The sequence below is a fragment of the Calidifontibacillus erzurumensis genome, assembly GCF_013303125.1.
GTDB classification, from domain to species: Bacteria; Bacillota; Bacilli; order Bacillales; family Bacillaceae_J; genus Calidifontibacillus; species Calidifontibacillus erzurumensis.
Genome location: NZ_JABTTE010000027.1, coordinates 17,639 through 42,286 on the forward strand (window position 1 = coordinate 17,639; position 24,648 = coordinate 42,286).

General features: G+C 37.6%; 27 protein-coding genes and 1 riboswitch. Of the genes, 18 read left to right on the forward strand and 9 right to left on the reverse strand.

Going from position 1 to position 24,648, the window contains the following annotated elements:
- The 4 genes from HR057_RS14995 to HR057_RS15010 all read left to right on the forward strand — a co-directional run bounded on the left by HR057_RS14995 (position 1) and on the right by HR057_RS15010 (position 4,422).
- Entirely contained in the window at positions 1–1,062 is a 1,062-nt protein-coding gene (locus tag HR057_RS14995; RefSeq protein ID WP_173732252.1) for a branched-chain amino acid ABC transporter permease, read from the forward strand.
- 98 nt (positions 1,063–1,160) lie between these two features.
- Complete coding sequence (locus HR057_RS15000) at positions 1,161–2,408, forward strand: ABC transporter substrate-binding protein (RefSeq protein ID WP_173732253.1); 1,248 nt, start codon at positions 1,161–1,163, stop codon at positions 2,406–2,408.
- Between the two features lie 59 nt (positions 2,409–2,467).
- Positions 2,468–3,256 (forward strand): ABC transporter ATP-binding protein, encoded by a 789-nt coding sequence (locus HR057_RS15005; RefSeq protein WP_173732254.1) that lies wholly within the window; start codon positions 2,468–2,470, stop codon positions 3,254–3,256.
- Positions 3,256–4,422 (forward strand): phenylacetate--CoA ligase family protein, encoded by a 1,167-nt coding sequence (locus HR057_RS15010; protein WP_173732255.1) that lies wholly within the window; start codon positions 3,256–3,258, stop codon positions 4,420–4,422. Before HR057_RS15005 ends, HR057_RS15010 begins: the two co-directional genes overlap by 1 nt.
- 99 nt (positions 4,423–4,521) lie before the next feature.
- Here the strand turns inward: HR057_RS15010 and HR057_RS15015 are convergent, their stop codons facing one another.
- The 6 genes from HR057_RS15015 to HR057_RS15040 all read right to left on the reverse strand — a co-directional run bounded on the left by HR057_RS15015 (position 4,522) and on the right by HR057_RS15040 (position 6,582).
- On the reverse strand, positions 4,522–4,743 hold the full coding sequence (locus HR057_RS15015; RefSeq protein ID WP_173732256.1) for a spore germination protein: 222 nt from the start codon (positions 4,741–4,743) through the stop codon (positions 4,522–4,524).
- Between the two features lie 109 nt (positions 4,744–4,852).
- The gene (locus HR057_RS15020) at positions 4,853–5,260 is read right to left on the reverse strand and encodes a spore germination protein GerPE (RefSeq protein WP_173732257.1); all 408 of its coding nucleotides are present in this window, start codon (positions 5,258–5,260) and stop codon (positions 4,853–4,855) included.
- A 30-nt stretch (positions 5,261–5,290) separates the two neighbouring features.
- A complete protein-coding gene (locus HR057_RS15025; RefSeq protein ID WP_173732278.1) occupies positions 5,291–5,458 on the reverse strand; it encodes a spore gernimation protein GerPD in 168 nt (55 codons plus the stop codon).
- A complete protein-coding gene (gene gerPC / locus HR057_RS15030) occupies positions 5,458–6,078 on the reverse strand; it encodes a spore germination protein GerPC (protein ID WP_173732258.1) in 621 nt (206 codons plus the stop codon). The genes HR057_RS15025 and gerPC overlap by 1 nt, the downstream gene beginning before the upstream one ends.
- A gap of 54 nt (positions 6,079–6,132) precedes the next feature.
- A complete protein-coding gene (locus HR057_RS15035; RefSeq protein ID WP_173732259.1) occupies positions 6,133–6,339 on the reverse strand; it encodes a spore germination protein GerPB in 207 nt (68 codons plus the stop codon).
- A 21-nt stretch (positions 6,340–6,360) separates the two neighbouring features.
- The gene (locus HR057_RS15040; protein ID WP_173732260.1) at positions 6,361–6,582 is read right to left on the reverse strand and encodes a spore germination protein; all 222 of its coding nucleotides are present in this window, start codon (positions 6,580–6,582) and stop codon (positions 6,361–6,363) included.
- 182 nt (positions 6,583–6,764) lie between these two features.
- On the opposite strand from HR057_RS15040, the gene HR057_RS15045 reads away from it, so the two are divergent.
- The 4 genes from HR057_RS15045 (at position 6,765) to HR057_RS15060 (ending at position 10,553) form a co-directional block, all read left to right on the forward strand.
- Positions 6,765–8,366, forward strand: coding sequence for a long-chain-fatty-acid--CoA ligase (locus HR057_RS15045; RefSeq protein ID WP_173732261.1), 1,602 nt, complete (start codon positions 6,765–6,767; stop codon positions 8,364–8,366).
- A 149-nt stretch (positions 8,367–8,515) separates the two neighbouring features.
- Positions 8,516–9,070 carry a TVP38/TMEM64 family protein gene (locus HR057_RS15050; RefSeq protein WP_173732262.1) on the forward strand — a complete coding sequence of 185 codons (555 nt, stop codon included), beginning with the start codon at positions 8,516–8,518 and terminating at the stop codon, positions 9,068–9,070.
- 259 nt (positions 9,071–9,329) lie between these two features.
- Positions 9,330–10,118 carry an SDR family oxidoreductase gene (locus HR057_RS15055; protein WP_173732263.1) on the forward strand — a complete coding sequence of 263 codons (789 nt, stop codon included), beginning with the start codon at positions 9,330–9,332 and terminating at the stop codon, positions 10,116–10,118.
- A 78-nt stretch (positions 10,119–10,196) separates the two neighbouring features.
- On the forward strand, positions 10,197–10,553 hold the full coding sequence (locus HR057_RS15060; RefSeq protein WP_173732264.1) for a DUF1516 family protein: 357 nt from the start codon (positions 10,197–10,199) through the stop codon (positions 10,551–10,553).
- A 49-nt stretch (positions 10,554–10,602) separates the two neighbouring features.
- Here HR057_RS15060 and HR057_RS15065 read toward each other — a convergent pair whose 3' ends face one another.
- The gene (locus HR057_RS15065) at positions 10,603–11,166 is read right to left on the reverse strand and encodes a DUF2777 family protein (protein WP_173732265.1); all 564 of its coding nucleotides are present in this window, start codon (positions 11,164–11,166) and stop codon (positions 10,603–10,605) included.
- A gap of 172 nt (positions 11,167–11,338) precedes the next feature.
- Between HR057_RS15065 and HR057_RS15070 the strand changes: the two genes are divergently transcribed.
- The 7 genes from HR057_RS15070 (at position 11,339) to HR057_RS15100 (ending at position 15,090) form a co-directional block, all read left to right on the forward strand.
- Complete coding sequence (locus HR057_RS15070) at positions 11,339–11,542, forward strand: DUF1657 domain-containing protein (RefSeq protein ID WP_173732266.1); 204 nt, start codon at positions 11,339–11,341, stop codon at positions 11,540–11,542.
- Positions 11,543–11,629: 87 nt separating this feature from the next.
- Positions 11,630–12,094: a YhcN/YlaJ family sporulation lipoprotein gene (locus HR057_RS15075; protein ID WP_173732267.1), complete on the forward strand. Its 465-nt coding sequence runs from the start codon at positions 11,630–11,632 to the stop codon at positions 12,092–12,094.
- A 21-nt stretch (positions 12,095–12,115) separates the two neighbouring features.
- On the forward strand, positions 12,116–12,592 hold the full coding sequence (gene spoVAC, locus HR057_RS15080) for a stage V sporulation protein AC (RefSeq protein ID WP_173732268.1): 477 nt from the start codon (positions 12,116–12,118) through the stop codon (positions 12,590–12,592).
- 1 nt (position 12,593) lies between these two features.
- Positions 12,594–13,619, forward strand: coding sequence for a stage V sporulation protein AD (spoVAD, locus tag HR057_RS15085; protein ID WP_173732269.1), 1,026 nt, complete (start codon positions 12,594–12,596; stop codon positions 13,617–13,619).
- A complete protein-coding gene (spoVAE, locus tag HR057_RS15090) occupies positions 13,620–13,973 on the forward strand; it encodes a stage V sporulation protein AE (RefSeq protein ID WP_173732270.1) in 354 nt (117 codons plus the stop codon).
- A 28-nt stretch (positions 13,974–14,001) separates the two neighbouring features.
- The gene (locus HR057_RS15095; RefSeq protein WP_173732271.1) at positions 14,002–14,208 is read left to right on the forward strand and encodes a DUF1657 domain-containing protein; all 207 of its coding nucleotides are present in this window, start codon (positions 14,002–14,004) and stop codon (positions 14,206–14,208) included.
- Between the two features lie 24 nt (positions 14,209–14,232).
- Positions 14,233–15,090: a DUF421 domain-containing protein gene (locus HR057_RS15100; protein WP_173732272.1), complete on the forward strand. Its 858-nt coding sequence runs from the start codon at positions 14,233–14,235 to the stop codon at positions 15,088–15,090.
- Between the two features lie 90 nt (positions 15,091–15,180).
- Here the strand turns inward: HR057_RS15100 and metH are convergent, their stop codons facing one another.
- Entirely contained in the window at positions 15,181–18,594 is a 3,414-nt protein-coding gene (metH, locus tag HR057_RS15105; RefSeq protein WP_407926130.1) for a methionine synthase, read from the reverse strand.
- 55 nt (positions 18,595–18,649) lie between these two features.
- Positions 18,650–20,500: a bifunctional homocysteine S-methyltransferase/methylenetetrahydrofolate reductase gene (locus HR057_RS15110; RefSeq protein ID WP_173732274.1), complete on the reverse strand. Its 1,851-nt coding sequence runs from the start codon at positions 20,498–20,500 to the stop codon at positions 18,650–18,652.
- Positions 20,501–20,585: 85 nt separating this feature from the next.
- A riboswitch (SAM riboswitch) is annotated at positions 20,586–20,672 on the reverse strand.
- A 660-nt stretch (positions 20,673–21,332) separates the two neighbouring features.
- On the opposite strand from HR057_RS15110, the gene HR057_RS15115 reads away from it, so the two are divergent.
- The 3 genes from HR057_RS15115 to HR057_RS15125 all read left to right on the forward strand — a co-directional run.
- On the forward strand, positions 21,333–22,898 hold the full coding sequence (locus tag HR057_RS15115) for a spore germination protein (RefSeq protein WP_173732275.1): 1,566 nt from the start codon (positions 21,333–21,335) through the stop codon (positions 22,896–22,898).
- Positions 22,898–24,034 carry a Ger(x)C family spore germination protein gene (locus HR057_RS15120; protein WP_173732276.1) on the forward strand — a complete coding sequence of 379 codons (1,137 nt, stop codon included), beginning with the start codon at positions 22,898–22,900 and terminating at the stop codon, positions 24,032–24,034. Before HR057_RS15115 ends, HR057_RS15120 begins: the two co-directional genes overlap by 1 nt.
- Positions 24,035–24,036: 2 nt before the next feature.
- Positions 24,037–24,648, forward strand: a 612-nt coding sequence (locus tag HR057_RS15125; protein ID WP_173732277.1) for a GerAB/ArcD/ProY family transporter, incomplete at its 3' end; no start/stop codon positions are given.

Genomic DNA, 24,648 nt, shown 5'->3' on the forward strand with positions numbered 1-24,648 from the left:
ATGCGGAACCCATTTGTCATGGAATGTGGGGAATTCCACGTTAACTATAAGCAAGATATGGCGATATGGAAGATTCCTAGAGTTCGCCTGAGAATATTTGCAATTGCGATTTTTTTCGCTATTTTTCCTTTGTTTGCTTCCGACTATATTACAGGACTAGCAACTTTATGTGGAATCGCAGCGATTGGAGCGATTGGCCTTAATATTTTAACCGGATTTACAGGCCAAATATCTATCGGTGTTGGGGCATTTTTAGGTGTTGGTGGTTATACGTCTGCCATTTTAACAACAAAATTAGGCTTAAGCTTTTGGTTGTCAATGCCTCTAGCCGGAATTGTAACAGCGCTTGTTGGCGCGTTATTTGGAATTCCTTCGCTCAGGTTGAAAGGTCTTTATTTGGCGATTGCGACACTAGCTGCCCAAGTGATTATATTGTTTGTTATTTCAAGATGGGATTCATTAACAGGCGGAACAGCTGGTCTTGTATTAATGCGTCCTGAAATCGGAAGTTTCTCGTTTTCGAGTGAAACAAGTTACTACTACTTAATGTTTGTTGTGTTAGTTGCGACAATCGTATTTTCACTAAATTTATTTAGATCAAGAGTAGGACGTGCATTTATAGCCGTGCGCGACCGCGATGTTGCTGCAGAGGTCATTGGTATTGACTTATTCAAATATAAGGTAATGGCGTTTTTTATAAGCTCGTTTTTCGTCGGCATTGCTGGCGCGTTACTAGGGCATTACATGATGGTTGTGAGCCCGGAACTGTACAGTACGACGGTTTCGATTGAATATTTAGCGATGATTCTTGTCGGTGGTCTTGGCAGCGTGTTTGGTTCTATTTACGGTGCAGTTTTTATTACACTGCTTCCAGTCGTTCTTCGTACCGTCGTTGAATTGTTTAGCGGTGTATTCCCGGAACTGGCAGGTTTATTAGTGGGGATGAAAGAAGTCGTTTTCGGTTTAGTTATAATTTTATTCCTCATATATGAGCCACATGGACTTGCGAAAATATGGCAGAACATTAAAGATTACTTTAAGCTTTGGCCGTTTTCGTATTAATGGTTTGCTTTAGGTTGTTGGGGATAACAGATAAATGGTCAAAGGCCATTTATCGTTATTTCTATAGATTTTAATGAAAAAAGAATAGGGGGAGAATAATGGAGAAAAGAAAATTTTTGTCAATCTTAGCAATGATTGTACTAGCGATCGGACTTTTAGCAGGATGCTCAGGTGGGGGAAATCAATCAACGCAAACACAACCTGCAAGTGGAAATGAAAGTGATGGCAAGTCAGAAGAAGCAGCATCTAGTACTGAAGTAAAAGGAACAATTAAAATTGGTGGCCTGTTTGATTTAACTGGAGGAACAGGTGATGTTGGAACACCTTATGCAGAAGGTGAGAAAGCTTATTTCGATTATTTATCTACACAAGACCCAGTCAATGGATATAAACTTGAATTGATTGGCGATGATTATGCATATAAAATTCCTGAAGCAACAAAGCTTTATCAAAAACTGAAGTCAAAAGATAAAGTTGCAGCAATTTTAGGATGGGGAACTGGTGATACCGAAGCACTCAGACAGTTAGTTGCTGCCGATAAACTACCATTCATTTCAGCTTCTTATTCAGAAAATTTAAAAAACATGGACGAAAGCCCATACAATTTCTTAACAGCCGCTTCCTACTCTGACCAAGCGCGGGCTGTATTAAAGTGGATTAAAGATAATCATACAGAAGGAACACCAAAAGTTGCGTTAATTTACAATGATACAGCTTTTGGTAAGTCTCCGATTCAAGATGCAAAAGATTTTGCAAAAGAGATTGGCATTGAAATTGTTGATGAGCAAATCGTTGACTTAAAAGCGTTAGATGCTACATCTCAATTATTAAATATGCAAAAGAAAGACCCTGATTATGCAATCATCCAAGAAACTTGGGGTGCGACTGCTACAATTTTAAAAGATGCTAAAAAATTAGGTCTTGATACACAATTCATTGGTTTAAACTGGTCAACTGGTGAAGGCTTGATCCCAATTACAGGAGATGCAGCTGAAGGCTTTATCGGCGTCGTAACACATGCATTCCCTTATGAAGATTTGCCTGGTATGGAAGAAATCAGAACTTACCTTGAATCAAAAGGCGAAAAGCTTGAAGATAAAGACCAAAAGTTTATCCAGGGCTGGGTTGCTGCAAAAATTATGGTTGAAGGTGTGAGACTCGCCGATGATCCAACAACGGGCGAAGGTATTCGCGCAGGTCTTGAAAAAATAACAAATTTAGATCTAGGTGGGCTTGCGGCTCCTATTACGTTCACACCTGACAATCATGGTGGAACAAACCAAATTCGCCTTGCAAAAGTCCAAAATGGAAAATTTGAAGTATTTACAGATTACTTCAGCTATTAAAGCACATGTTAGGGTGTTTCTATTTGGGAACACCCTAATTTTTAAATGGGAGGAAAGCTATGCTGACGTTGAATAATGTCGAAGTCATGTATGATAAAGTGATCCTTGTTCTAAAAGGGATGTCAATGGTAATTCCCGAAGGTAAAATTGTTGCATTGTTAGGAAGCAATGGTGCTGGGAAAACAACAACATTAAAAGCAATCTCCGGTTTATTAAAAAGTGAACGCGGTGAAGTGACCGATGGTTCGATTCAATTATATGGAGAAAGAATTGACGGACAATTAGCCGAAACGATTGTAAAAAAAGGAATCTTTCAATGTATGGAAGGGCGCCGTGTTTTTAAACATCTAACGGTGGAAGAAAACTTAATAGCAGGTGCTCATACACGTACGGATCGAAAAAATTTAAAAGAGGATATTAAAAAAGTTTACCATTATTTTCCAAAGCTTGAAATGTTAAAAAACCGTCAAGCGGGATATCTTTCGGGCGGTGAGCAGCAGATGCTAGCGATTGGCCGTGGTTTAATGGCCAAGCCGAAACTATTGCTGTTAGACGAACCTTCCCTAGGGATAGCACCGATACTCGTGAAAGAAATTTTTAGCATTATTAAAAAAATAAATCAAGAAGAAGGTACAACGATTTTAGTTGTTGAACAGAATGCTAATATTGCTCTCTCGATAGCTGATTATGGCTATATTATGGAAAACGGCCGCATCGTTCTTGATGGACCGGTTGAAAAGCTTTTAGCCAATGAAGATGTCCGGGAATTTTACCTCGGAATGAGCGATAAAGGACGTAAAAGTTACCGTGATTTGAAATCTTATAAACGAAGAAAACGGTGGTTGTAATGAGTGAGAAAATTTTTGAATTGATTCAATATGCATATGAACACTCCGAGGCATTCAAGGAACGAATGATTCGTTCCAATCTTGAACCGAATGATATAAAAACAAAGGAAGATTTATCGAAACTTCCAATATTAAAAAAAGAAAATTTGCCCATCTTGCAGCAAGACGACCTTCCGTTTGGGGGATTGGCAACGATTCCAATTCAACAAATGGCTCGCGTCTTTATGTCGCCTGGTCCCATTTATGACCCGCAAACGAGTGAAGATGATTTTTGGAGATTTGCTGAAGCCTTAAAAACAGCGGGGTTTCACGAAAATGATGTAGTCCAAAATACATTTTCCTATCATTTATCTCCGGCAGGTTTTATATTTGATAGTGCCTTGCGAAAACTTGGAGCAACGGTTATTCCGGCAGGAGTTGGCAATCGGGAATTGCAAGTTCAAATTATGAAAGACTTAGGTGTAACAGGTTATGTTGGGACACCAAGCTTTTTGGCAATCTTATTAGATGCAGCGGAAGAAAAAGGCTGGAAAGTCGGTTCTGAAATAAAGCTATCAAAAGCATTTTTTACAGCGGAAAAATTTACAACGGAGCTTCGTCAAAGATTTACTGATTATGGGATTGATGTATATGAAGGTTATGGCACTGCAGATTGCGGTTTGATTGCTTACGAAGATAAACAAGGTGAAGGTTTAAAAGTGACGGAGACAGCTATTGTACAAATATGCGACCCGCATACAGGAGAAGTGCTTTCAGACGAAGGTGAAGGGGAAGTTGTTGTAACATTATTTGATCAACATTATCCGCTCATTCGTTTTGGTACCGGTGATTTATCAAGCTGGATCAAAGGGAAAGTTGGTGAAAGATTAACAGGTGTATTAGGACGGGTGAGCGATGGTGTAAAAGTAAAAGGCATGTTTGTCCGAGAAAATCAATTGACGGCGGTTCTTGAGCAATTAGGACTTCCTAATTATCAAGCAGTTGTCACGAGAAAAGAACATCAAGATCATTTGGAAATTTTCATAGAATCAGACCGTCCGATTCCTGATAATATTGGATTAAAATTAAAAGACGTCATCCGGGTTACTCCTCACATTACAACTGTTCTGCCTGGGGAGCTCAAAGGTGAATCAAAAAAATTAGTTGATAAACGGGAGTGGAAGTAGCAGAAAATATTCATGTTCGTTCAATCGCACGCTTAAGTGCCATATTTTCATAGAAAAAGAGTGAAAATCTTTCCGAAACAAAAAAAAGATTTTCACTCTTTAACTGTTTACATTCAAAGAACCTTGATCTGATGCATCAGGGTCAAATGCATTCGTTGCACTAATAGCGTTATTTGTCCAAACAAAATTACCTGTATTTAAAGAACCGGAACCCGCAAAGGTTTTCCCAACCGTTTTAGGGGATACGTAAAAGGAATCACCAAAATTTACGACACCTTCAGCACTCGTAATATTAATCGGACCACCAACGATTGCAGGCATATAAAACATCCTTTATGTTTTTTATTTTTAATGTATGAAAGTTTCAGATAATGGTTCGTTTTATTTTTAAACTAAAAACTAAAATCTATAAATAAAGATGCTTGCACGTTTATGAATGATTATTATTGGCCTCAACTTCCTGAGAAGTATCACGGTCCTTTATTAAATGGCGAATATGTTTTACCCTAGCTTCACTTTGAATCGTATTGGTTGAGCCTATTTGAAAAACAGTAGAAGTGGAAACCCCAAAAATTGAAACTTTGTTAACTTCGATTTTTGGACATTCATTATTTCGCGCCATAAATACTCGTTCAGTAATGATTGGACTTGGAATATGTCGATAAAAGATCGGATAATGAAAACTGCCTTCGTTTTCTAGAAAAAGTTCCTGTTCCCGTTGAACAGCTAGCGCCTTTGAATAAAGACGAATCGTAAAAGAATCGCCAATTTCAACGACCGAACCATCTTTAATGGAGCTAATATTAACAGAATCAACAATAGAAAGTCGCTTTTCCATTGCAATACACCCTTCGCAATTCCTAACGGTTTAAAGTTGGACAAACGGTCCGATGACTAAAGATTCAGCAGGTGTATCGAAAGCGGAAGTAGTTGCAATTGTATTGGCGTCCCCTATTAAAAATATTGAAGAGATCGAAATCCCTGTTATATCGATATTACAGACAGAAAGACCGTGGTTTATGACTGTAAAATGTATCATTGATCATGTCCTCCCGTTGGCATATGTTGAATAAAAGCATCTATAGCATTTTGAATATCTCTTTTTATTTTAGATAAAACGAAGCTATGCATTTCTTCGATATTAGCATCACGCATACTGTGGGCCATTTGATTTATATAATAATGGAGACGTCCATCCAATTGTCTTTCAATATCTTGAATGATAAATGTCCGGTGCTTATCGCTAATGTTTTTATTATATTTATGTGCACATTCATCAATAAATTGGTGGCACTCTATGTTTAAATATTGCCGAACCTCATTTTTTAGTTCTGTATAAAAATTAGGGTACTGTTGCATGATTGGTAATTCTCCTTGTAGATTTTCTCCGACGGCAAAATTTTCGATCGTTTCCGGGTCTGATAATCCTTGTGGTGTTAAGCCGATATTTAAAGTTCCTTCCAGTCTTTCAATCTTTAATTGGTCGAATTTATATTCGATTTTGTCGATGTGGGTGATTTGCCGCTCTTGAAGTTGATTAATTTTTGATTGTAAGCTTTTAACCTCTTCTTGCAAATCGTTTAATAATTGTTGATGCTTAAGTAAATAAGAATCAACTTGGTGTAAGTAACGAAAAATGTGGCCGTAATCGTTCATTCTCTTCACCTCTTTCCAAAGTATAATATGGCTGGAAATTGAATAGGTGAAAGCCTAGACTGTTCCTCCATTTAAAGAATCAGACTGTTGGTTTGGTGAGCTTCCAGCAGTAGGTGCCGGCCCCGTAAATCCTCCCGTATTATATAAATGGGAATATGGTTTAATAATACCGGCACTGCCAATTTGAAAGACTGATGAATTAGATATTCCACCGATTTTAATATAATGAATGATGATGCTTTGATTTACATAAAAGTTCATGAGTAAAACTCCTTCGAACGATCATAAGTTTAAAGCAAGCGGTTGATCGACAACATTTGAATCATATGTGTTCGTGTTGCTGTAATGATTGACTACGTTAATTTGGTCCCCTGTATTAAAAGAGCCTGCTCCAGCAAAGGTCTTGGCTGTACTTACCGGCGCAATTGTAAATACATCACCAATATTTAATACAGAGCTTGAATTTATGGATACTACGTTGATAACTCCTACAATTGCTGGCATAGAAACACCCTTTTGAAAAATTATTCTGTAATAGACTATGACAATAACCTAAGCATTGTTCCAAAACAAAAAATTGTAGAATTTAGTCAAAATTTTATACTATACCATTATTTGTAATATGTGGTATAGTAATAGCGATGTGCTGTTTGAATTTTCAAAAAGTTTAATAGGGGGGCATGATTATGTACGTACCATTGTTATTAAATGATTTCTTAGATCGAGCAGCGAAATTGTATGGACAAAAGCTTGCCGTGATCAACTGTGACGGAAGAGAGTATACGTATGCTGAGCTCAATGAAAGAGTGAATCGTTTATCTAGGGGATTGCAATCTTTAGGGGTTCAAAAAGGAGACCGCGTTGCCTATTTGGCGCCGAACACGTTAGAAATGCTTGAAGGCTTTTATGGCGTTTTCCAAATTGGTGGGATCATCGTACCGCTCAATACTCGTTTAAAACCTGAAGATTATTTATTTATCTTAAATCATAGTGAAACAAAAGTTTTAGTTTGCGATCAAGAACTTTATCATCAAATTGCACCGATTCGTGAAAAATTGCAAACTGTTGAAAACGTTTTAATTCATTATGCAGACGATTCTTGCGAAGACATTCATTATGATCGATGGCTCGCTCAATTTTCAGGAGATCCAATTGAACGTCCTGAAATGGATGAACAAGACGTTTGCAGTTTGTTATATACAAGTGGTACAACAGGAAATCCAAAAGGTGTCATGTTAACACATCGGAACAATTACATACATGCCCTATCTGTCCAACATCATTTGCGTGTATCAGATAAAGACGTATTGTTGCACATTTTACCAATGTTCCACGTAAACGGCTGGGGCTCACCGTTTTATTATACAGCAAACGGAGCAACACAAGTGATGCTTCGTAAAATCGTTCCTGAAACAATTTTCAACTTAATCCAAAAACATAAAGTATCTGTCATGCATATGGCTCCGACTGTTTTAAATAGCTTGCTCCAATATTATGATCAAAATCCGCAAAAGTTTGATCATGATATTCGCGTTGTCATTGCCGGTTCAGCTCCTGCACCTGCTTTCGTTACGAAGGTTGAAGATGAATTGGGTTGGGAGTTTATCCAAGTATACGGCATGACAGAATCTTCACCGCTTAGCACATTTTCACCGATTCGTTCGCACCTTGAAGAGCTGCCGAAAGAACAAAAATATCGCTTAAAAGCAAAAGCGGGTATCCCGATGATTGGCTGCGATGTAAAAGTTGTAAATGAATATGGTGAAGAAGTTGCTTGGAATGGAAAAGAAATTGGAGAAGTTGTTACAAGAAGCAACGGTGTCATGAAAGGCTATTGGAAAAATGAACAAGCAACAATGGAAACGATTCAAAATGGCTGGCTCCACACTGGTGATATGGGAACTGTTGATGAATACGGAACCATTGAAATCGTTGACCGCAAAAAAGATATTATCATCAGCGGCGGTGAAAACATTTCATCCATTGAAGTCGAAGGCGTTTTGTACGAGCATCCGAAAATTTTAGAAGCTGCCGTTGTTGCTTTACCGCATGAAAAATGGGGAGAAACACCTCATGCATTTGTTGTCGTAAAACCTGGCGAAACGTTAACAGAAGAAGAAGTTATTCAGTTCTCAAGAAGCAAATTAGCACATTTTAAAGCGGTTACAGGCGTTACATTCGTTGAAGAACTACCGAAAACAGCTTCTGGAAAAATTCAAAAAGTTCACTTGCGCAATGCAGCTTGGGAGAAAATGGGAAAAGCAAAAGACGGACGTTATGTGAATTAATCAAAGTAAAAAGCAACCGTTCTGTTTTTAAATCGTTTAAAATAATTAGAGGATACGATGTTCAATATATGAGCATATATCCTCTTTTCTTTTTTGCCTTGATTCATGTATGGTGAAAAACTTTAACAAGAAAAAGGACTTCATATAAAATGGAACAATTTCTTCATTCACTCATTACTATAAAAAGCTCATATTCAACATTATTACAATTTACCATAATGGTAGCTGTATCTTGCGTTCCCTTTGCCCCCATTCCTGTTTTAGCGACGATTATAGGTGCAAATCATTCTATTATGATGGGCTTAATCATTAATCTTGGTGGTACTGTAGTGGGTTCCATCATTCAATATTTAGTAAGTAAAAATTTACTTCAAAAATTTGCAAATAAGATCTTGTTAAAATATCGTAGTTATGGACGTTTTATTTCACTTATTCAAACAAATGGATTTTTAGCAGTTTTAATTGGTCGCCTCATACCAATTCTACCTTCTGCTGGAGTAAGCCTTATAGCTGGAATATGTGGCGTTACTTTTTTATCATTCACAACAGCTACAATTTTAGGAAAATTTCCGATTATATTAGCCTTTTCATTAGCTGGCCATCAATTAGCTGAAGGGAATTGGAGTACGGTTATTCTTGCTAGTCTATATGTCCTCGTTATTTTTTTAATCGGCCGTAAAATAAAGAAAAAATGGCATTCATAGACATTTTGGTGGAACGTCTTAAACAACGTTCCATTTTTTGTGTGCTTTTATACCAAAGATTGGATCAATCTTATTTAATAAAGAAAATGAACAGGTTAGAACAATCCTTATTTGTTTATCGAATTAATCAACAACGGTAAACAAAGCTTCAGAATCGTTTCATTTTAATAAAACATCCGTTTCTTCTTTTTTGACAATTTTACGAAAGAATATGAAAATATTCATAAAATGATAGTTTCACTATAAAGGAGGATTTCATATGGACTTAGGGTTAAAAGGAAAATCCGCGTTGGTACTCGCTGCGAGCAAAGGTTTAGGAAAAGCGATTGCCACTAAACTAGCTGAAGAAGGCGCCAATGTAATGCTTGCAAGCCGCAATGAGGAAAATTTAAAAAGTGCTGCAGAGGAAATTAAGGAAAAAACAAATGGCAATGTCGATTATGTTGTATGTGATATAACAAATCCAAATTCAATTAAAGAAATGGTTGAAAAAACAGCTAAAAAGTTTGGGGCGATTGACATTCTTGTTAATAACGCCGGTGGTCCTCCAGCAGGTGTGTTTGATGATTTTGATGATGCAGCTTGGCAAAAAGCATTTGAATTAAATTTATTAAGTTATGTCAGATCCATTCGGGAAGTATTGCCTTATATGCGGAAACAAGGAGGCGGAAAGATTTTAAATATCGCTTCTTCTTCCTTTAAACAACCCATTGACGGTCTGATCCTTTCCAATACATTCCGGACTGGTGTTCTCGGTTTGGCTAAAAGTTTAGCAACAGAGCTTGCGAAAGATAAAATTTTAATTAATACGTTAGGTCCTGGGCGCATCGGAACGGACCGGTTAAATGAATTGGACAAAATTGAAGCAACGAGAAAAGGTATAACCATTGATGAAGTGAGGACAGCGAAGGAACAAACAATTCCATTAGGGCGCTATGGGCTTCCAGAAGAGTTTGCGAATATCGCAGTATTCTTATGCTCTGGAGCAAATACATATGTGACCGGACAAGCATTTTTAGTCGATGGTGGAATGGTTCGCGCCTTTTAGTGTAAATTTTTTTGCTGATATAAGAACTATGTGTATAATGGAAAGTGGTTACTGATACATAAAAAGGAGGGGAAAGAATTGATCCACGCACACGTCACATCTTGGTTTATAGCAATCATCTTGCTCTTTGTATGTTTTTCATTACATAAAAATGGAAAAGAAAAACAAGCAAAAATGACAAAGATGATTTTGCGTCTTTTCTATATATTAATATTAGCTACAGGCGGCCATTTATTTGGTCTTTACGCTTCAGCCCTTGGTTCAGGCATTTTAAGTTCTGCCGTCTTTTGGAAAGTGTTAGCGGGACTATGGGTTATTGTTTCAATGGAATTTTTACTAGCAAAACAAGCAAAAGGAAAATCAACAGAAATTGCTTGGATTCAATTTGTCGTTTCTTTGTTGGTTGCTTTATTTTTCGGCTATATTGTGCTGTAAGGAAAATTTCCGGAAACCGTTTTGTTCTGAGCGGTTTCCGGTTTTATTTTTAACAATGAAAAGAAGTTGTGACTAATCTTTTTCCATCGCTTTGGGTATATTCAAAGCGGTCTTGCTTGTTTTCGCTTCTTCGGTCAAAGAAATGTTGTACAACGCAAAGTTGCTCCTCATTATCGAAAATCATCACATTCATTCCTTCTTTAATAAAACGACTTTCCAAAAACGATAAGAAATTGTGGCAATAAATACAATCATAAAGCGAATAGGAAAGAGAGTTTAATGTTTTAACAAACTGCAAATAAGCCTCATCTGATAGTTCTTCAATTAACTGCTCTAGTGCATAAGGCAAACTTTTTCTGAAGCGCACATAATCGCCATCTTTTAAATAGTGGATGTTGTTGTCTATGTATAGGATCGTATCATCAATGATTGTTCCTTTCTTCCATCTACCGTTTAAATGGATTTCTAATTCTATACTCAAGTCTTCCAAATCATAAGCCTCTTCATTTATATCATCTACAAAAAGCAATTCATTTCCTATATTCGTAATGGTGCCTTCAATAAATGCCCGTTCTTGATCGGGAATGACAGAAAGCTTTCTTTCTAAATTCAATGCAATACCTCCTTTACTAGATTTGTTTTCCATTGTTTCACAATACAATAAAAAAAATACAAAGCTGAAATACAAACTTTGGAAACGGTTCCCTTTTTACACTTTGAATAACAAATGAATTTTTACTGATACTACAATTGTAAAATCAATATTTTAAAGAGGAGGATTTTCAATGACTGTCGCTTCACAATTAAAACAAACGTTGGCTGGATTAAAAAGTGCACAAGCAAGCTTTGAAACATTTGCTCTTCAAACTGAAAATAAAGCAGCAAAAGAAATGTACCAAAATGCTGCTCGTCAAACACAACAAATTGTTGATCAATTAAATGCTCGTGTCCAAGAAATTCAACAGGAAGAACCTCAATACAATAACTAATTCAATGAATTGTAATAACTAAAAGAGGCTTTTCTTCAGCCTCTTTTAAATCCATTTTGTAAAAAGCATATATTAGAGGATGATTCAATGAAGTATGCATCTATTTTTTCGTTATTGATTATTATTTTTTCAGTATTGTCTGGCTGTAACGAACAGAACAGTAAGATGCAAAGTAATGTTAATGGACCTGCTCCAATGGGCACTGCCTACATTCAATCAAACATAAATCAGCAACATGCTGATCAAGCAAAGGAAATTTTGCTTCAAAAAAAAGAAGTAAAATGGGTGCGCGCTGTTGAGTCAAAAAACTTATTAATGGTAGCCGTTGAGCTGAAACATTGGTATACATTTCAATCAAAAAAATTGACAAAACAAATGAAAAAAGAGCTTGAAAAACAATTGGATATGAAAACGATCGAAGTGACGACAGACCATAAAATTTTTATTGAGCTAGAGAAACTTGAAGAGAAAATACAAAATGGAGATATTTCAAAGGAAAAGCTTAATCGTGAACTAAAAGACATTCGTAAATTAATGAAAGAACAAACTTAAGATTTGGAGGATGCGCTTTTCATGTCTAATAAGCAAAAGAAAAATCTTACACCAACGATGCAAGCATACCAACAATTTGAAAAAGAAAGGGAAACGAAGCGTCCGGTTTTAAAAAATTGTATACGCGCCTTTTTAGTGGGCGGGTTTATTTGTCTAGTTGGTCAAATGATTCAAACATTTTTCATGACCTATTTTAATTTTACAGAAAAAACTGTCGGCAACCCAACTGTTGCTGTATTAATTTTTATTACGATGCTTCTTACCGGTTTTGGCGTGTATGACCGTATCGCCCAATTTGCGGGTGCAGGAACAGCCATACCGGTAACGGGATTTGGCAACGCTGTTATTTCTGCTGCCATTGAACATCGAACAGAAGGATATGTATTAGGAACAGGCAGCAATATGTTTAAGCTGGCTGGTTCTGTCATTATGTTTGGTGTCTTTTCGGCATTCATCGTTGCCATCATTAAAACGATTTTCATACAGTGGGGTGGTTGATATGCTTGTTGGTCACCGTACTTGGATTTTTGAAAATAAACCGGTTATAAAATCTTCGGCTACAGTTGTTGGACCATTCGAAGGAAATGGATTGTTAGTGGATGATTTTGACATCGTTCATGAAGATCTATGGCTTGGGCAAGATTCGTATGAAAAAGCAGAAAAAGTATTTTTAGAAGAATCTTGCCAAACATCCATAAAAAAAGCAGGATTGCGTAAAGAAGATATTCAATTTTTTTTCTGTGGTGACTTAAGCAATCAAATTACCTCAACAAGTTTTGCTGCCAGAACGTTAGGAGTCCCTTATTTTGGATTGTTTGGCGCTTGTTCCACATCGATGGAAGGTTTGGCTTTATCAGCTTTCGTTGTCAATGCCAAAGGGGCTAAATATGTATTAACCGGGGCGGTCAGCCATAATGCAGCGGTTGAAAAGCAATTCCGTTACCCAACAGAATATGGTGGCCAAAAACCGCCGACAGCACAATGGACCGTTACCGGTGCAGGAACGGCGATCATTGCTGATGAAGGGGACGGACCTTTTGTAACTTCGGCAACGATTGGAAGAGTCGTTGATATGGGCTTGTCAGATCCTTTCAATATGGGAGGAGCGATGGCGCCGGCAGCTGTCGATACCATTGAAGCCCATCTAAGAGAAAGAAATATTCCGGTTTCTTATTATGATTTAATCGTTACAGGAGATTTAGCCCATATTGGTTATGAAATTGCCCTTGATCTTTTAAATAAGCACGGGGTTAATGTGACGACTGAAAACTATAAAGATTGTGGACTTATGATTTATCGGGAAGGCCAACCGGTGTTAGCTGGGGCAAGCGGTGCTGCCTGTTCCGCAGTAGTTACGTACGGCCATTTGCTAAATGAAATGAAAAAAGGAAAACTAAAGCGAATTTTAGTAGTTGCAACTGGTGCCTTACTTTCCCCATTAACTTTTCAACAAAAAGAAACGATTCCTTGCATCGCACATGCCGTTTCCATTGAAACTGAAATTGGGGCTGGAGGTGGTATATAGATGGCCATTTATTTTTGGGCATTTGTTGTAGGAGGAGCTATATGTGTCATTGGCCAAATTATGTTTGATGTATTTAAAATGACTCCGGCACATACATTAAGTACGCTTGTTGTTGTAGGTGCGGTCTTGGATGGACTAGGCCTTTATGAGCCGTTAATAGAATTTGCAGGTGCTGGTGCAACGGTGCCGATCACAAGCTTTGGCAACTCATTAGTTCATGGCGCGCTTCAAGAAGCAGAAAAACATGGGCTCATCGGTGTTGTTACCGGGATGTTCGAGGTAACAAGTGCTGGTATTTCTGCAGCGATTATTTTCGGATTTTTAGGAGCATTAATGTTTAAGCCGAAAGGATAGTTGAGATAAAGAAAGGAGAGCATTGTCCATGACTGTCGCATCCCAAGTCAAACAATGTACGTACACGTTAAAAAGCGTTGAACAAGGTTTAATTCATTTATCCGCCCGGACACAAAAAGAAGAAACAAGAAAAACTATTCAAGAAGCAGCCTCTGTTTTAAGCGAAGTCGTTGCTGAATTAGAAAAGCGTGTAGGTGAGCTTGAATGGCATGAGCCGCAATATAAAGGTTTATAATTTACTCATAAGGAGCGGGGAAAGATGTCTGTTTGGATTGAAATAATATTACGTACACTTGGTATGTTAGTGTTGTTATTTTTTGCAGCGAAAATTTCAGGCAAAAAACAAGTCGCACAGCTTTCCTATTTTGATTATGTCACTAGGATTACCCTTGGTGGTGTGGCGGCCATTATGGCAGTCGATGTAGATATGCCTTATTTTTATGGAGTTTTAGTTATTGTCGTTTGGGTAGGTGTAACTTATTTATTTGATTTAATTGCATTAAAAAACAAAGTTGTCCGTGATTTTATTGATGGGAAGGGAACCGTGCTCATTAAAGACGGAAAAATTATGGAAGACAATTTGAAAAAAGAACAATTTACAACAGATATGCTCTTGAAGCAATTGCGGACGAAAAATGCTTTTAATGTTGCTGATGTTGAATTTGCGGTGTTGGAGCCTACCGGTGAATTAAATGTATTGTTAAAGCCGGACCGCAGGCCAATTACTTTGAAAGATTTAAACGTAAAAGTTCCTGATGAAAGTGAGCCGCAAACGGTCATTATGGATGGAAAAATTTTTCATGAACCATTGGCAACGATCGGTTTAAATCCGGCGTGGCTTAGAACAGAATTAGACAAACTAGGGGTTGCTCTTGAAAACGTATTTCTTGGACAAGTCGATTCAAATGGTCAGCTGACCGTTGACTTATATGATGATAAGATTCAAGTGCCAGAACCTGTGGAAATGCAATTATTATTATCATCGTTAAAAAAGTGCCAAGCTGATTTGGAATTATTTGCACTCGAAACAGAAGATGAAAAAGTAAAACAGATGTTTGGAAAAAATGCGAAAAAAGTAGATGAAGTCATCCGTAAAGTGGCTCCCATTCTTCAATAAAATCCCATTGCCATCAAGAAACGATGACAATGGGATTTATTTATTAATCACGAAAATATTTTTGTATCAACAAAAACTAAATAGAGTTATTTATAATACATTAAAATATCTTGCTTCCGGATGGGCAAAGACAATGGCCGTCACACTTGCTTCTGGTTCCATCATAAAGCCTTCTGTTAAATGGATGCCAATTTGTTCAGGTTTTAACAGTTTGAATAGTTTCGCTTGGTCTTCAATATTCGGACATGCCGGGTACCCAAATGAGAAACGCTGTCCTTGATATTTAGCAGCAAATAAATCTTGGATCGTAAAATCAACCGGGTCAATGATTCCCCATTGGTCCCTCATTAATTGATGAATCCGCTCGGCCATCGCTTCCGCTGTTTCTAATGCCAAAGCTTGCAGCGCATGGCTTTTTAAGAAATTTCCTTCTTCCTTCAGTTGTTCTGCTTTTTCACGTACATTTTTTCCAGCTGTAACAGCTAACAAGCCAACATAATCAAGTTCTCCGCTGTCAACAGGACGGACATAATCAGCTAAGCAAAGGTACGGTTCTTTCTGTTGACGTGGGAATGTAAATGTTTCTAGAATTTTTTGCGGATTTTCTGGATCATAAATGATAATCGTATCCCCATCCGCCTGCGCAGGGAAAAAGCGATAAATGGCAGCAGGTTTTATAAAGTCTCCATGTTTTGCTTCAAACAGCAGTTCATCAATCGTATCTTTAATGAGCAATGCTTTTTCATCTTTTTCTTCAAGATGCTTAAGTACATTTCCTTTCAAACCTAAATGATGCCCTAGAAGCATTTGCAAATTAATATACGGTTCAACATGGGATAAGGAGTAGTCTTTCAATATATGTTCTTCCAAATCCCTCGGTTTATAGACAGGTACATTTGTTGATACGTTAGATCGGATTTTGCCGGCTGCAGTCGTTTTCACTTTGTCTTGTTTTTGACTTGCATTTGCCTGCACTTTTTCTGCTTTCTCTATAAGAAGTTGCTTTCGTTCTTCTTCATTTTGGAGACGGTTAGCGAGTTCCAATCCGCTCATTGCATCTTTCGCATAAAGGACAAGTCCGTCATATTCCGGTGCAATTTTCGTTTCGGTAAATTTCCTTGATAAAGCCGCACCTCCTACGAGAATCGGAATAGAAATATTGGCTTGTTTCATATCTTGGGCTGTCAGCACCATTTGCTGGGCTGATTTTACTAATAGCCCGGATAAACCGACAATATCTGGGTTTTCTTCACGAATCGCTTTGATCAAATCAGCGGGCGCCACTTTAATCCCTAAGTCAATGACTTTATAACCATTATTAGAAAGTATAATATTGACTAAGTTTTTGCCAATATCGTGGACATCGCCTTTGACAGTTGCCAAAAGTACTTTTCCTTTGCCGCTTTCGTTTTCGTTTGTCTCCATATAAGGTTCAAGGAAGGAAACAGCCGCTTTCATTACTTCAGCACTTTGAAGCACTTCTGCAACAATGAGCTGATTGTCATTAAACAGTCTTCCAACTTCAGCCATTCCGTCCATTAAAGGCCCATTAATAATATCAAGCGGTGTTGGATACGTTTGAAGCGCCATTTCAAGATCTGGGATTAATCCTTCTTTTGTACCTTCGACAATATAGTAGGCTAGGCGCTCTTCCAATGTCATTTCATTTTTTTTGACGGTTGCCTCTTTTTTCTTATCGCGATAAAAATTTGTAAATTGAGCCAATATTTCATCGTTCGTTTCAAATAAAAGTTTTTCTGCTAATTCTACTTCTTCTTTTGGTATCGATGCAAAGCGCTCAAGCTTTTCAGTGTTCACAATGGCATAATCCAGCCCGGCTTGTGTGCAATGGTATAAAAAGACGGCATTTAAAATTTCCCGCCCGACAGGGGGAAGCCCGAAGGAAACGTTACTAATCCCTAAGATTGTCAGGCATTCCGGGAATTTTTCTTTAATCGCCCGAATTCCTTCAACCGTTTCTTTTGCTGAACCGATATATTGTTCATCCCCTGTACCAACTGGGAATACGAGCGGGTCAAAAATAATATCTTTCGGGTTGATTCCGTATTTATTTACTAACAAATGATAAGAACGTTCAGCAACTTCAAGTTTTCGTTCTCTTGTTATCGCCATTCCTTTTTCGTCAATCGTTCCTACGATGACGGCTGCCCCGAAACGGTGTATGAGAGGAACGATTTTTTCAAATCTTTCTTCACCGTCTTCCAAGTTGATAGAATTGATAATGGCTTTCCCTTGGGAGTAGGTGAGAGCGCGTGCGATTACTTTCTCATCGGTAGAATCGATGACTAGCGGCGCTTTTATTTTTTTAACTAGGACGTTCAAAAATTGATCCATATCGTCCAGTTCATTGCGATCCGGATTTGCCAAACAAACGTCAATCACATGGGCGCCGCCTTTAATTTGGGCGCGGGCAATTTCAGCAGCTTCTTCATATTGTCCGTTAATAATTAAAGTTTTGAATTTCCGCGAACCAATGACGTTCGTCCGTTCTCCGACAAAGAGCGGACGCATCGAATCGTCATAAAGAAGAGGCTCTATGCCTGAAACAGCATGTCCATGCGTTTCTTTTGGAATTTGTCTTGGCCGGTAATTTTTCATCGTTTCAGCAATAGCCTGAATATGATCAGGTGTCGTTCCGCAACAGCCGCCGGCCATATTAAGCCATCCTTTTTCAGCAAAAGCTGCGAGTTTTTTTGCTAGAGACTCCGGTGATTCGTGATAAACGCCATTTTCATCTGGTAGTCCTGCGTTTGGATAACAGCTGACAGCTGTTTCAGCAAGTTCTGATAAGGAACGAATATGATCTCTCATAAATTCAGGGCCAGTGGCGCAGTTCATGCCAACGGCGATCGGTTTCATGTGTTCAATGGAAATATAAAAAGCTTCAATCGTTTGTCCAGCAAGGGTTGTCCCCATCGGTTCAATTGTTCCAGAAATCATAAGCGGCACTTTTTTTCCTGTATTTTCAAACGCTTTTTCAATGCCAACATAGGCAGCTTTTACGTTACGCATATCTTGGCTTGTTTCCAATAGCAATAGATCAACGCCGCCATCGATCAATCCGCGGACTTGTTCTTCATAATTTTCAACAAGTTCTTCAAACGTTGTACCGCCCGTTACCGATAATGATTTCGTTGTCGGCCCCATGGAGCCGGCTACAAAGCGAGGCCAATCTGTAGTAGAAAACTCAGCTGCAATTTTACAAGCCAATTCGGCAGCAATTTTATTTATTTCATAAGCTTTTTCTCCTAAGTTATATTCATCTAGTACGAGTTTAGTAGCTCCAAATGTGTTTGTTTCAATAATATCTGCCCCTGCTTCTAAGTACGAGCGGTGGATCCATTCGATAATATGCGGGGCAGTCATGTTTAAATATTCGTTGCAGCCTTCATATTCCTCACCGCCAAAATCTTTTGATGATAAATTTGCTTGCTGCAGCATCGTTCCCATTGCACCATCTATAATTAGAATCTTTTTTTCCATCTGTTTTTGCAACGTATCTAGTGACAATTTCATTCCATCCTCTCAAGCTAAAAAACTAATTCGTTATTTTCCGTTCTTGTACTCGGTTTGCGCATTTTTGATGAATGTATTGAACGAGTTTAACGGTCATATCATAGCGCATAAATGGAGTAATTAAGTAAATGCCGTTAAATAAATCAAAGGCGGCATCTATGAGTGATTTCGCAATGGCTATGCCTTCCATTTTTGCTTTTTCACGGTCTGAACCGCAGCGAGCCATTTTTTCACGAATTTCATCTGTTAATTTAATGCCAGGTACTTCGTTATGAAGAAATTCGGCATTTTGGCTGCTGACGATTGGCATAATACCAATATAAATTGGTTTTGAAAGATGTTTCGTATGTTCATAAACTTCTAAAAATTTCTTTTCATCGAAAATCGGCTGGCTTATAAAATAGTCCGCACCATGCTTAATTTTTTTCTCAAGCCTTTTAATTGCTTTGTCTAGATGTCTTACATTCGGATTAAATGCTGCTGCCACTGAAAAAGAAGTTTTCTTTTGAAGCGGCTTCCCAGAGAAAGTGATGCCTTCATTTAGCTGTTTGATCAAGCTAATGAGTTCAAAAGAAGACAAGTCATATACGGACGTTGCTCCTGGAAAATCCCCAATTTTTGTCGGGTCACCGGTTACGGCTAACACTTGGTCGATGCCTAAAGCGTCAAGCCCCATTAAATGAGATTGCAAACCAATGAGGTTGCGGTCCCTGCACGTAATATGAACGAGAGGGCGAATGCCTAACTCATTTTTTACAATAGCTGCCATCGCCATGTTGCAAATGCGAGGGGAAGCAAGCGAATTATCAGCCATCGTTAAGGCATCAATTCCAGCTTCTTTTAACGCTTTTGCCCCTTCCAGGAAACTTGTCGTATTTAATGTTTTTGGTGTGTCGAGTTCTACGATGACAGACCGTTCTTTTGCAACAATTTCATGAAGATGTGGTTTGTTCCGTTTTGAAAGAACAGTAACGGTTGGTTCCGTTTGTTTAACTTTTACTTCTTTATAAGTAATAGGTGCAAGACCTTGTATCTTTTCGCGAACGGCTTTAATATGTCTTGGTGTTGTTCCACAGCAGCCGCCAATTAAGCGAACCCCTTGATTGCGCAAATTGACAGCACATTCTCCGAAATATTCGGCGTCGGATTCATAGATGAGCCTTCCATCGATATAGTCCGGCAAGCTTGCGTTCGGATAAGCCGATAGAAAAGCTCTTTCAGGCAAAGGCACTTCTTCCAATGCTTTTGTTATATGGTGCGGACCTAAGCGGCAATTTAATCCGACAACGTCAGCACCGAGGTCTTCCAATTGTTTTAAGGCATCAGCGAGAGGCGTCCCGTCTTGTAAAACGGCCACTTCATGAATGGATACTTGAGCAATGATCGGCAATTCCGTTTCTTTCCGGGCAATTTGCAAAACGGTTTTAAGTTCATCCAAATCATAAAAGGTTTCTAATAATAGACCATCAACACCTTCTAAGAGAAAAGTGTATAGTTGTTCACGGAAAGACCGTTTAATTTCTTCAATGGTGGCGGCGCTTTTTTTTATGCTGCGGATACCGCCCAATGTACCTAGAACGTAGGCTTTCCCATTTGCTGCTTTTTTTGCAATTTTGATTGCAGCCGCATTTATGTCTTTCACTTGATCTTCAAGTCCGTATCTAGCTAGTTTCAAATAGTTTGCTCCATACGTATTCGTTTGGATGACTTCTGCACCAGCTTCAATATAAGCTTCATGGATTTTTGTAATCCGATCCGGTTGGAGAAGGTTTAATTCTTCAAAACAATAGTCAACGCCAAAAGAGTAAAGAAGTGTTCCCATCGCTCCATCAGCTATTAAAATACGATTTTGTAATTCTTTTAAAATTCCCATAATTTCACCTGTTCACGTATCGATTTCTTATAAAATAAAAAGTCTTCTTCATAAAAGAAGAAGACAACTTGCCTCGCAATTCTTCTTCTTATCTGTCTGGAATTAGCACCTGGCCTTACGGCTGGTTGCTGAGGTTTCACTGGGCCAGTCCCTCCACCTCTCATGATAAGAATAAAAGATTCGTATTTAAATTTTTTATTACTTTAATTTACTATAGTAGTTTCGATTTTACAAGGAAAATTTAAAAAAATCAAAAATATCGAAGTTTGTATTCAAGATCAGAAAGGGAAAAGAAAGGTTATTCCTTTTTCCGTCAACTGGTCAAAAAGGGATATCACATGTTTAGGCGAAGATGGATTAACTGGAGTACGGCCTCTTTCGGGCAGCATAAGATTCCAAAAAATGTATTGAATGGAAAATGAAAATATTCAATAACATGTATAAATATTCGTGCTTTCTTTGTTTGCTATAGAGCCTATACGGGCATGATTTCTTGCATAAGGGTACAAGCCACATTTACATTAGGACTTTGCCAAGCTAATAAACCTATCATGCCCGCAACTCCATGGAAAGCGTAGTATATACAAAAAATTATGCATAACCTTATTTGCCAAACAGTATAAAAATTAATTACCATAAACAATTCAAATATTCCTTTGAATATAGTAAAGACTATTTTTGGTATTATTTAAAAACAGTTTTGAATAAAAAATTTCAAAATCTTACCACAAATTTAAAACCCTTTTTTAAAATAAATGAATAATTCTCTATTCCTCTGCTAATGGTAATGGTTAGAATATAATTTTTTCCAATAGATTATGGGTGATGTCAATTGTTTGGTTGGGTAAAGAGAAGAATTCAATTTGCAAAGGTAATAAATTCGAGCCATGAAACTATACCAATCCAAAAAATTTCCACAAATTTATCTGAGAACATCACTTGCATAAAAAGTATTCTCCAAGATAGTTCAGATGTTATCTTTCGAACGTTATATATAGGAAAGAACCAAGAGGTTGAAGCGTTTCTAGTAGCCATTGACGGACTATATGATAAAAAAGCCATTCAAGATAACATTATCAAGCCGCTTTTGAGTGCAGACTTTAAGAATGTAGACCATTCCTCCAGATTAGAGAATATTGACAAGGAGCTGCTCAGTCTCTCTAGTATCAAAAAGGAAAGAACAATGGAGAAAAGTGTTAGTTTGTTATTAAAAGGAGATCCTCTTTTATTTATTGATGGTATGGATTGTGTTTATGTATTAGGTGCTAGAACATGGGAGATGCGAAACATTGAAGAGCCGATAACCGAAACTGTTGTACGTGGTCCAAGGGAAGGATTTGTTGAAACGCTGCGTACAAATACTTCAATGATTCGCAGAAAACTCCATAATCCTAATCTTCGAATCAAGGAATGTACTCTTGGGGAGATATCAAAAACAGAAATTGCCATTATCTATATTGATGGCCTTGTTTCTGCTAGTGTTTTGCAGGAAGTCAAAAAAAGATTACAAAAAATTAATATTGATGCTGTACTAGAATCAGGATATATTGAAGAATTTATTGAAGATGCACCCTTTTCTCCTTTCCCAACCGTAGCCAATACAGAAAGACCAGATATAGTGGCTGCTCGTCTGTTAGAAGGTAAAGTAGCTATCATGGTGGAAGGATCAGCTACAGCTTTAATTGTGCCATATCTATTACTGGAATCCTTTCACTCTCCAGAAGATTACTATTCTCGGCCATACTATGTTTCCTTTGTACGAATTATGAGGCTGTTCGGGTTTCTGACAACTACATTAGCCCCTGCGTCATTTGTTGCATTTCAGGATTATCATAAAGAGGTTCTTCCAAATGAATTACTGATTAGTCTTGCCGGTTCTCGCGAAGATGTGCCATTTCCTCTCTTCCTGGAAGTATTCATTATGCTGATTTTTTTCGAGTTGCTAAGAGAAGCTGGTCTTCGCATGCCAAGACCAGTAGGGCAGACCATCTCTATTGTCGGGGCCCTTGTTCTTGGAGAAGCTGCTGTTAATGCAGGCTTTGTAGGGGCACCTACAGTCATCGTTGTAGCCTTAACGGCTATTACTAGTTTTCTTGTAACACCTCTGTACGATGTTGCGGCTCTACTTCGAATGATCTACTTAATCGCAGCAGAGATTCTCGGTATATATGGAATTTCTCTAGTCATTACATTATTCCTGCTGCATGTGGCATCTCTCCGCTCTTTTGGAATGCCTTATATGGCACCATGGTTTCCTAGTATAAAAGGGGGATGGAAAGATTTTTTGTTAAGGGCTCCCATTCGTCAATTAAAAGAAAGTCCACAAGCTTTTCGTAAACTGAAAGCTATTTTTGAAGAAAATGATTCTCATAAGCCAAACGATAGAGGAGAGGAATAATGAAAAACAGGATCACAATTTCTCTACTATTGTGTTTGACAGTTTTATCAGGTTGTTGGGGTAGAACTGAATTGAAAGAAATTGGGATCGTTTCCGGAATGGGAATAGATAAAGGAAAAGAAACGAATTTTGAATTTACAACTCAATCGATATATCCTACTGCTGCAATGAAAGATGTTAAACCAACTTCAATTATTGTGAAAACAAGTAAAGGAGACACAATATTTGAAGCAATCCGTGACTTAATTATTTCAACGAAAAGAAGACAGAATTTACAGCATATTCATTCTCTAGTTATCGGAAAGGAAATAGCAGAAGAAGGGGTAATACCCGTAATAGATTTATTTATACGAGACCACGAACCCCGTCTTAGCATGGATCTCTTTTTAGCTGAAGATAAAGCAAAAGATATATTAGAAATTCAAAACAAGCATCTTCCGATCCCCTCATTAATTATGAAGGAGGCAGTGGAGGAACATGAATCTTTGGCAAAGGCTCCTCAAATGAAGCTGCATAATTTTTATCAAAGATTAGTTGAACCATATTCGGATCCTTACTTGCCAATTGTCCATAAGAAAAATGACGATTTCGAAGTATATGGAACGGGCATATTTAAAGAAGACAAATTAGTTGGGGAATTAAATTCAATAGAAACTCGTGGTATGTTACGGGTATTAGGAGAAGTAAAAAGTGGAATTCAAGTCGTTCAATTAGCTACCACTAATGAAAAACCTGTTAACATTTCCATTGAAATTAAAGGTTCTAAAAGTTCTCTCAAAACCTATATGAAAAACGGCAAACCAACCATGCAAATTAATATCCAAGAATCAGGATTTATTGGTGATATGTCACAGAAAATAGTGTTAAATGAGAAAACGATAAAGGAAATTAATAAGCTGTATGAAGAAGCCATTGAAAAAGAAGTTAAGCAATCGGTGTCTAAAATTCAAAAGGAATTCAATGCAAATATTTTTGATTTTGCAGGAACGATCAGAAGATCTGAAAATAAATACTGGAAAGAGCACAAAGACCAATGGGAAGAGATTTACCCTACTCTAACTGTGAAAGTGAATGTAAAGACAGAAATTAAAGCAACGGGATTGGAAGAAGATATGAGTTTAGAAGGGACAGGATAGAAATGGAATTTATTTCATACAGACAATCCGTATATCTGCTTTCTATGATTTTACCAGTTACAGGTCATTTTCTTCTTCTTCCAACGATTATTATCCTCTCTGGGCATGAGGCTTGGGTAGCAATCTTACTAGCCTTACCTATTGGATTATTATTTGGATTTACTTTATCAAGATTGCATACGATTTACCCTACATATTCTTTTGATAAGATGCTAATAAAGACCTTTGGGAAGATCACCGGTAATCTACTTATGATTATTTTAATGGGCTATTTCTTCTACCTATTGCTAATCACTTTTTATGGTTTGGTCGATTTTATCAAGTTGTTTTTTCTACCGGAAACACCATTATGGGTACTCGCCATCCCCTTTTATCTTGTTGTATTCTATGCGATAAAAGTAGGCGTTGAAAGTATTACAAGGATTAGTGAAGCACTTTTACCTATTATTATATTTACAGGATCAGCTGTAGGAATTGCTACTCTACATGAAAAAGATTATGAGTTACTTTTCCCAATATTTGAAAATGGAATAGCTCCTATGTACGGGGGGATTCTTTTAACGATTGCTTTATTTGGTGAAATGAGCATGATTTTAATGATTCATTTAAAAAAG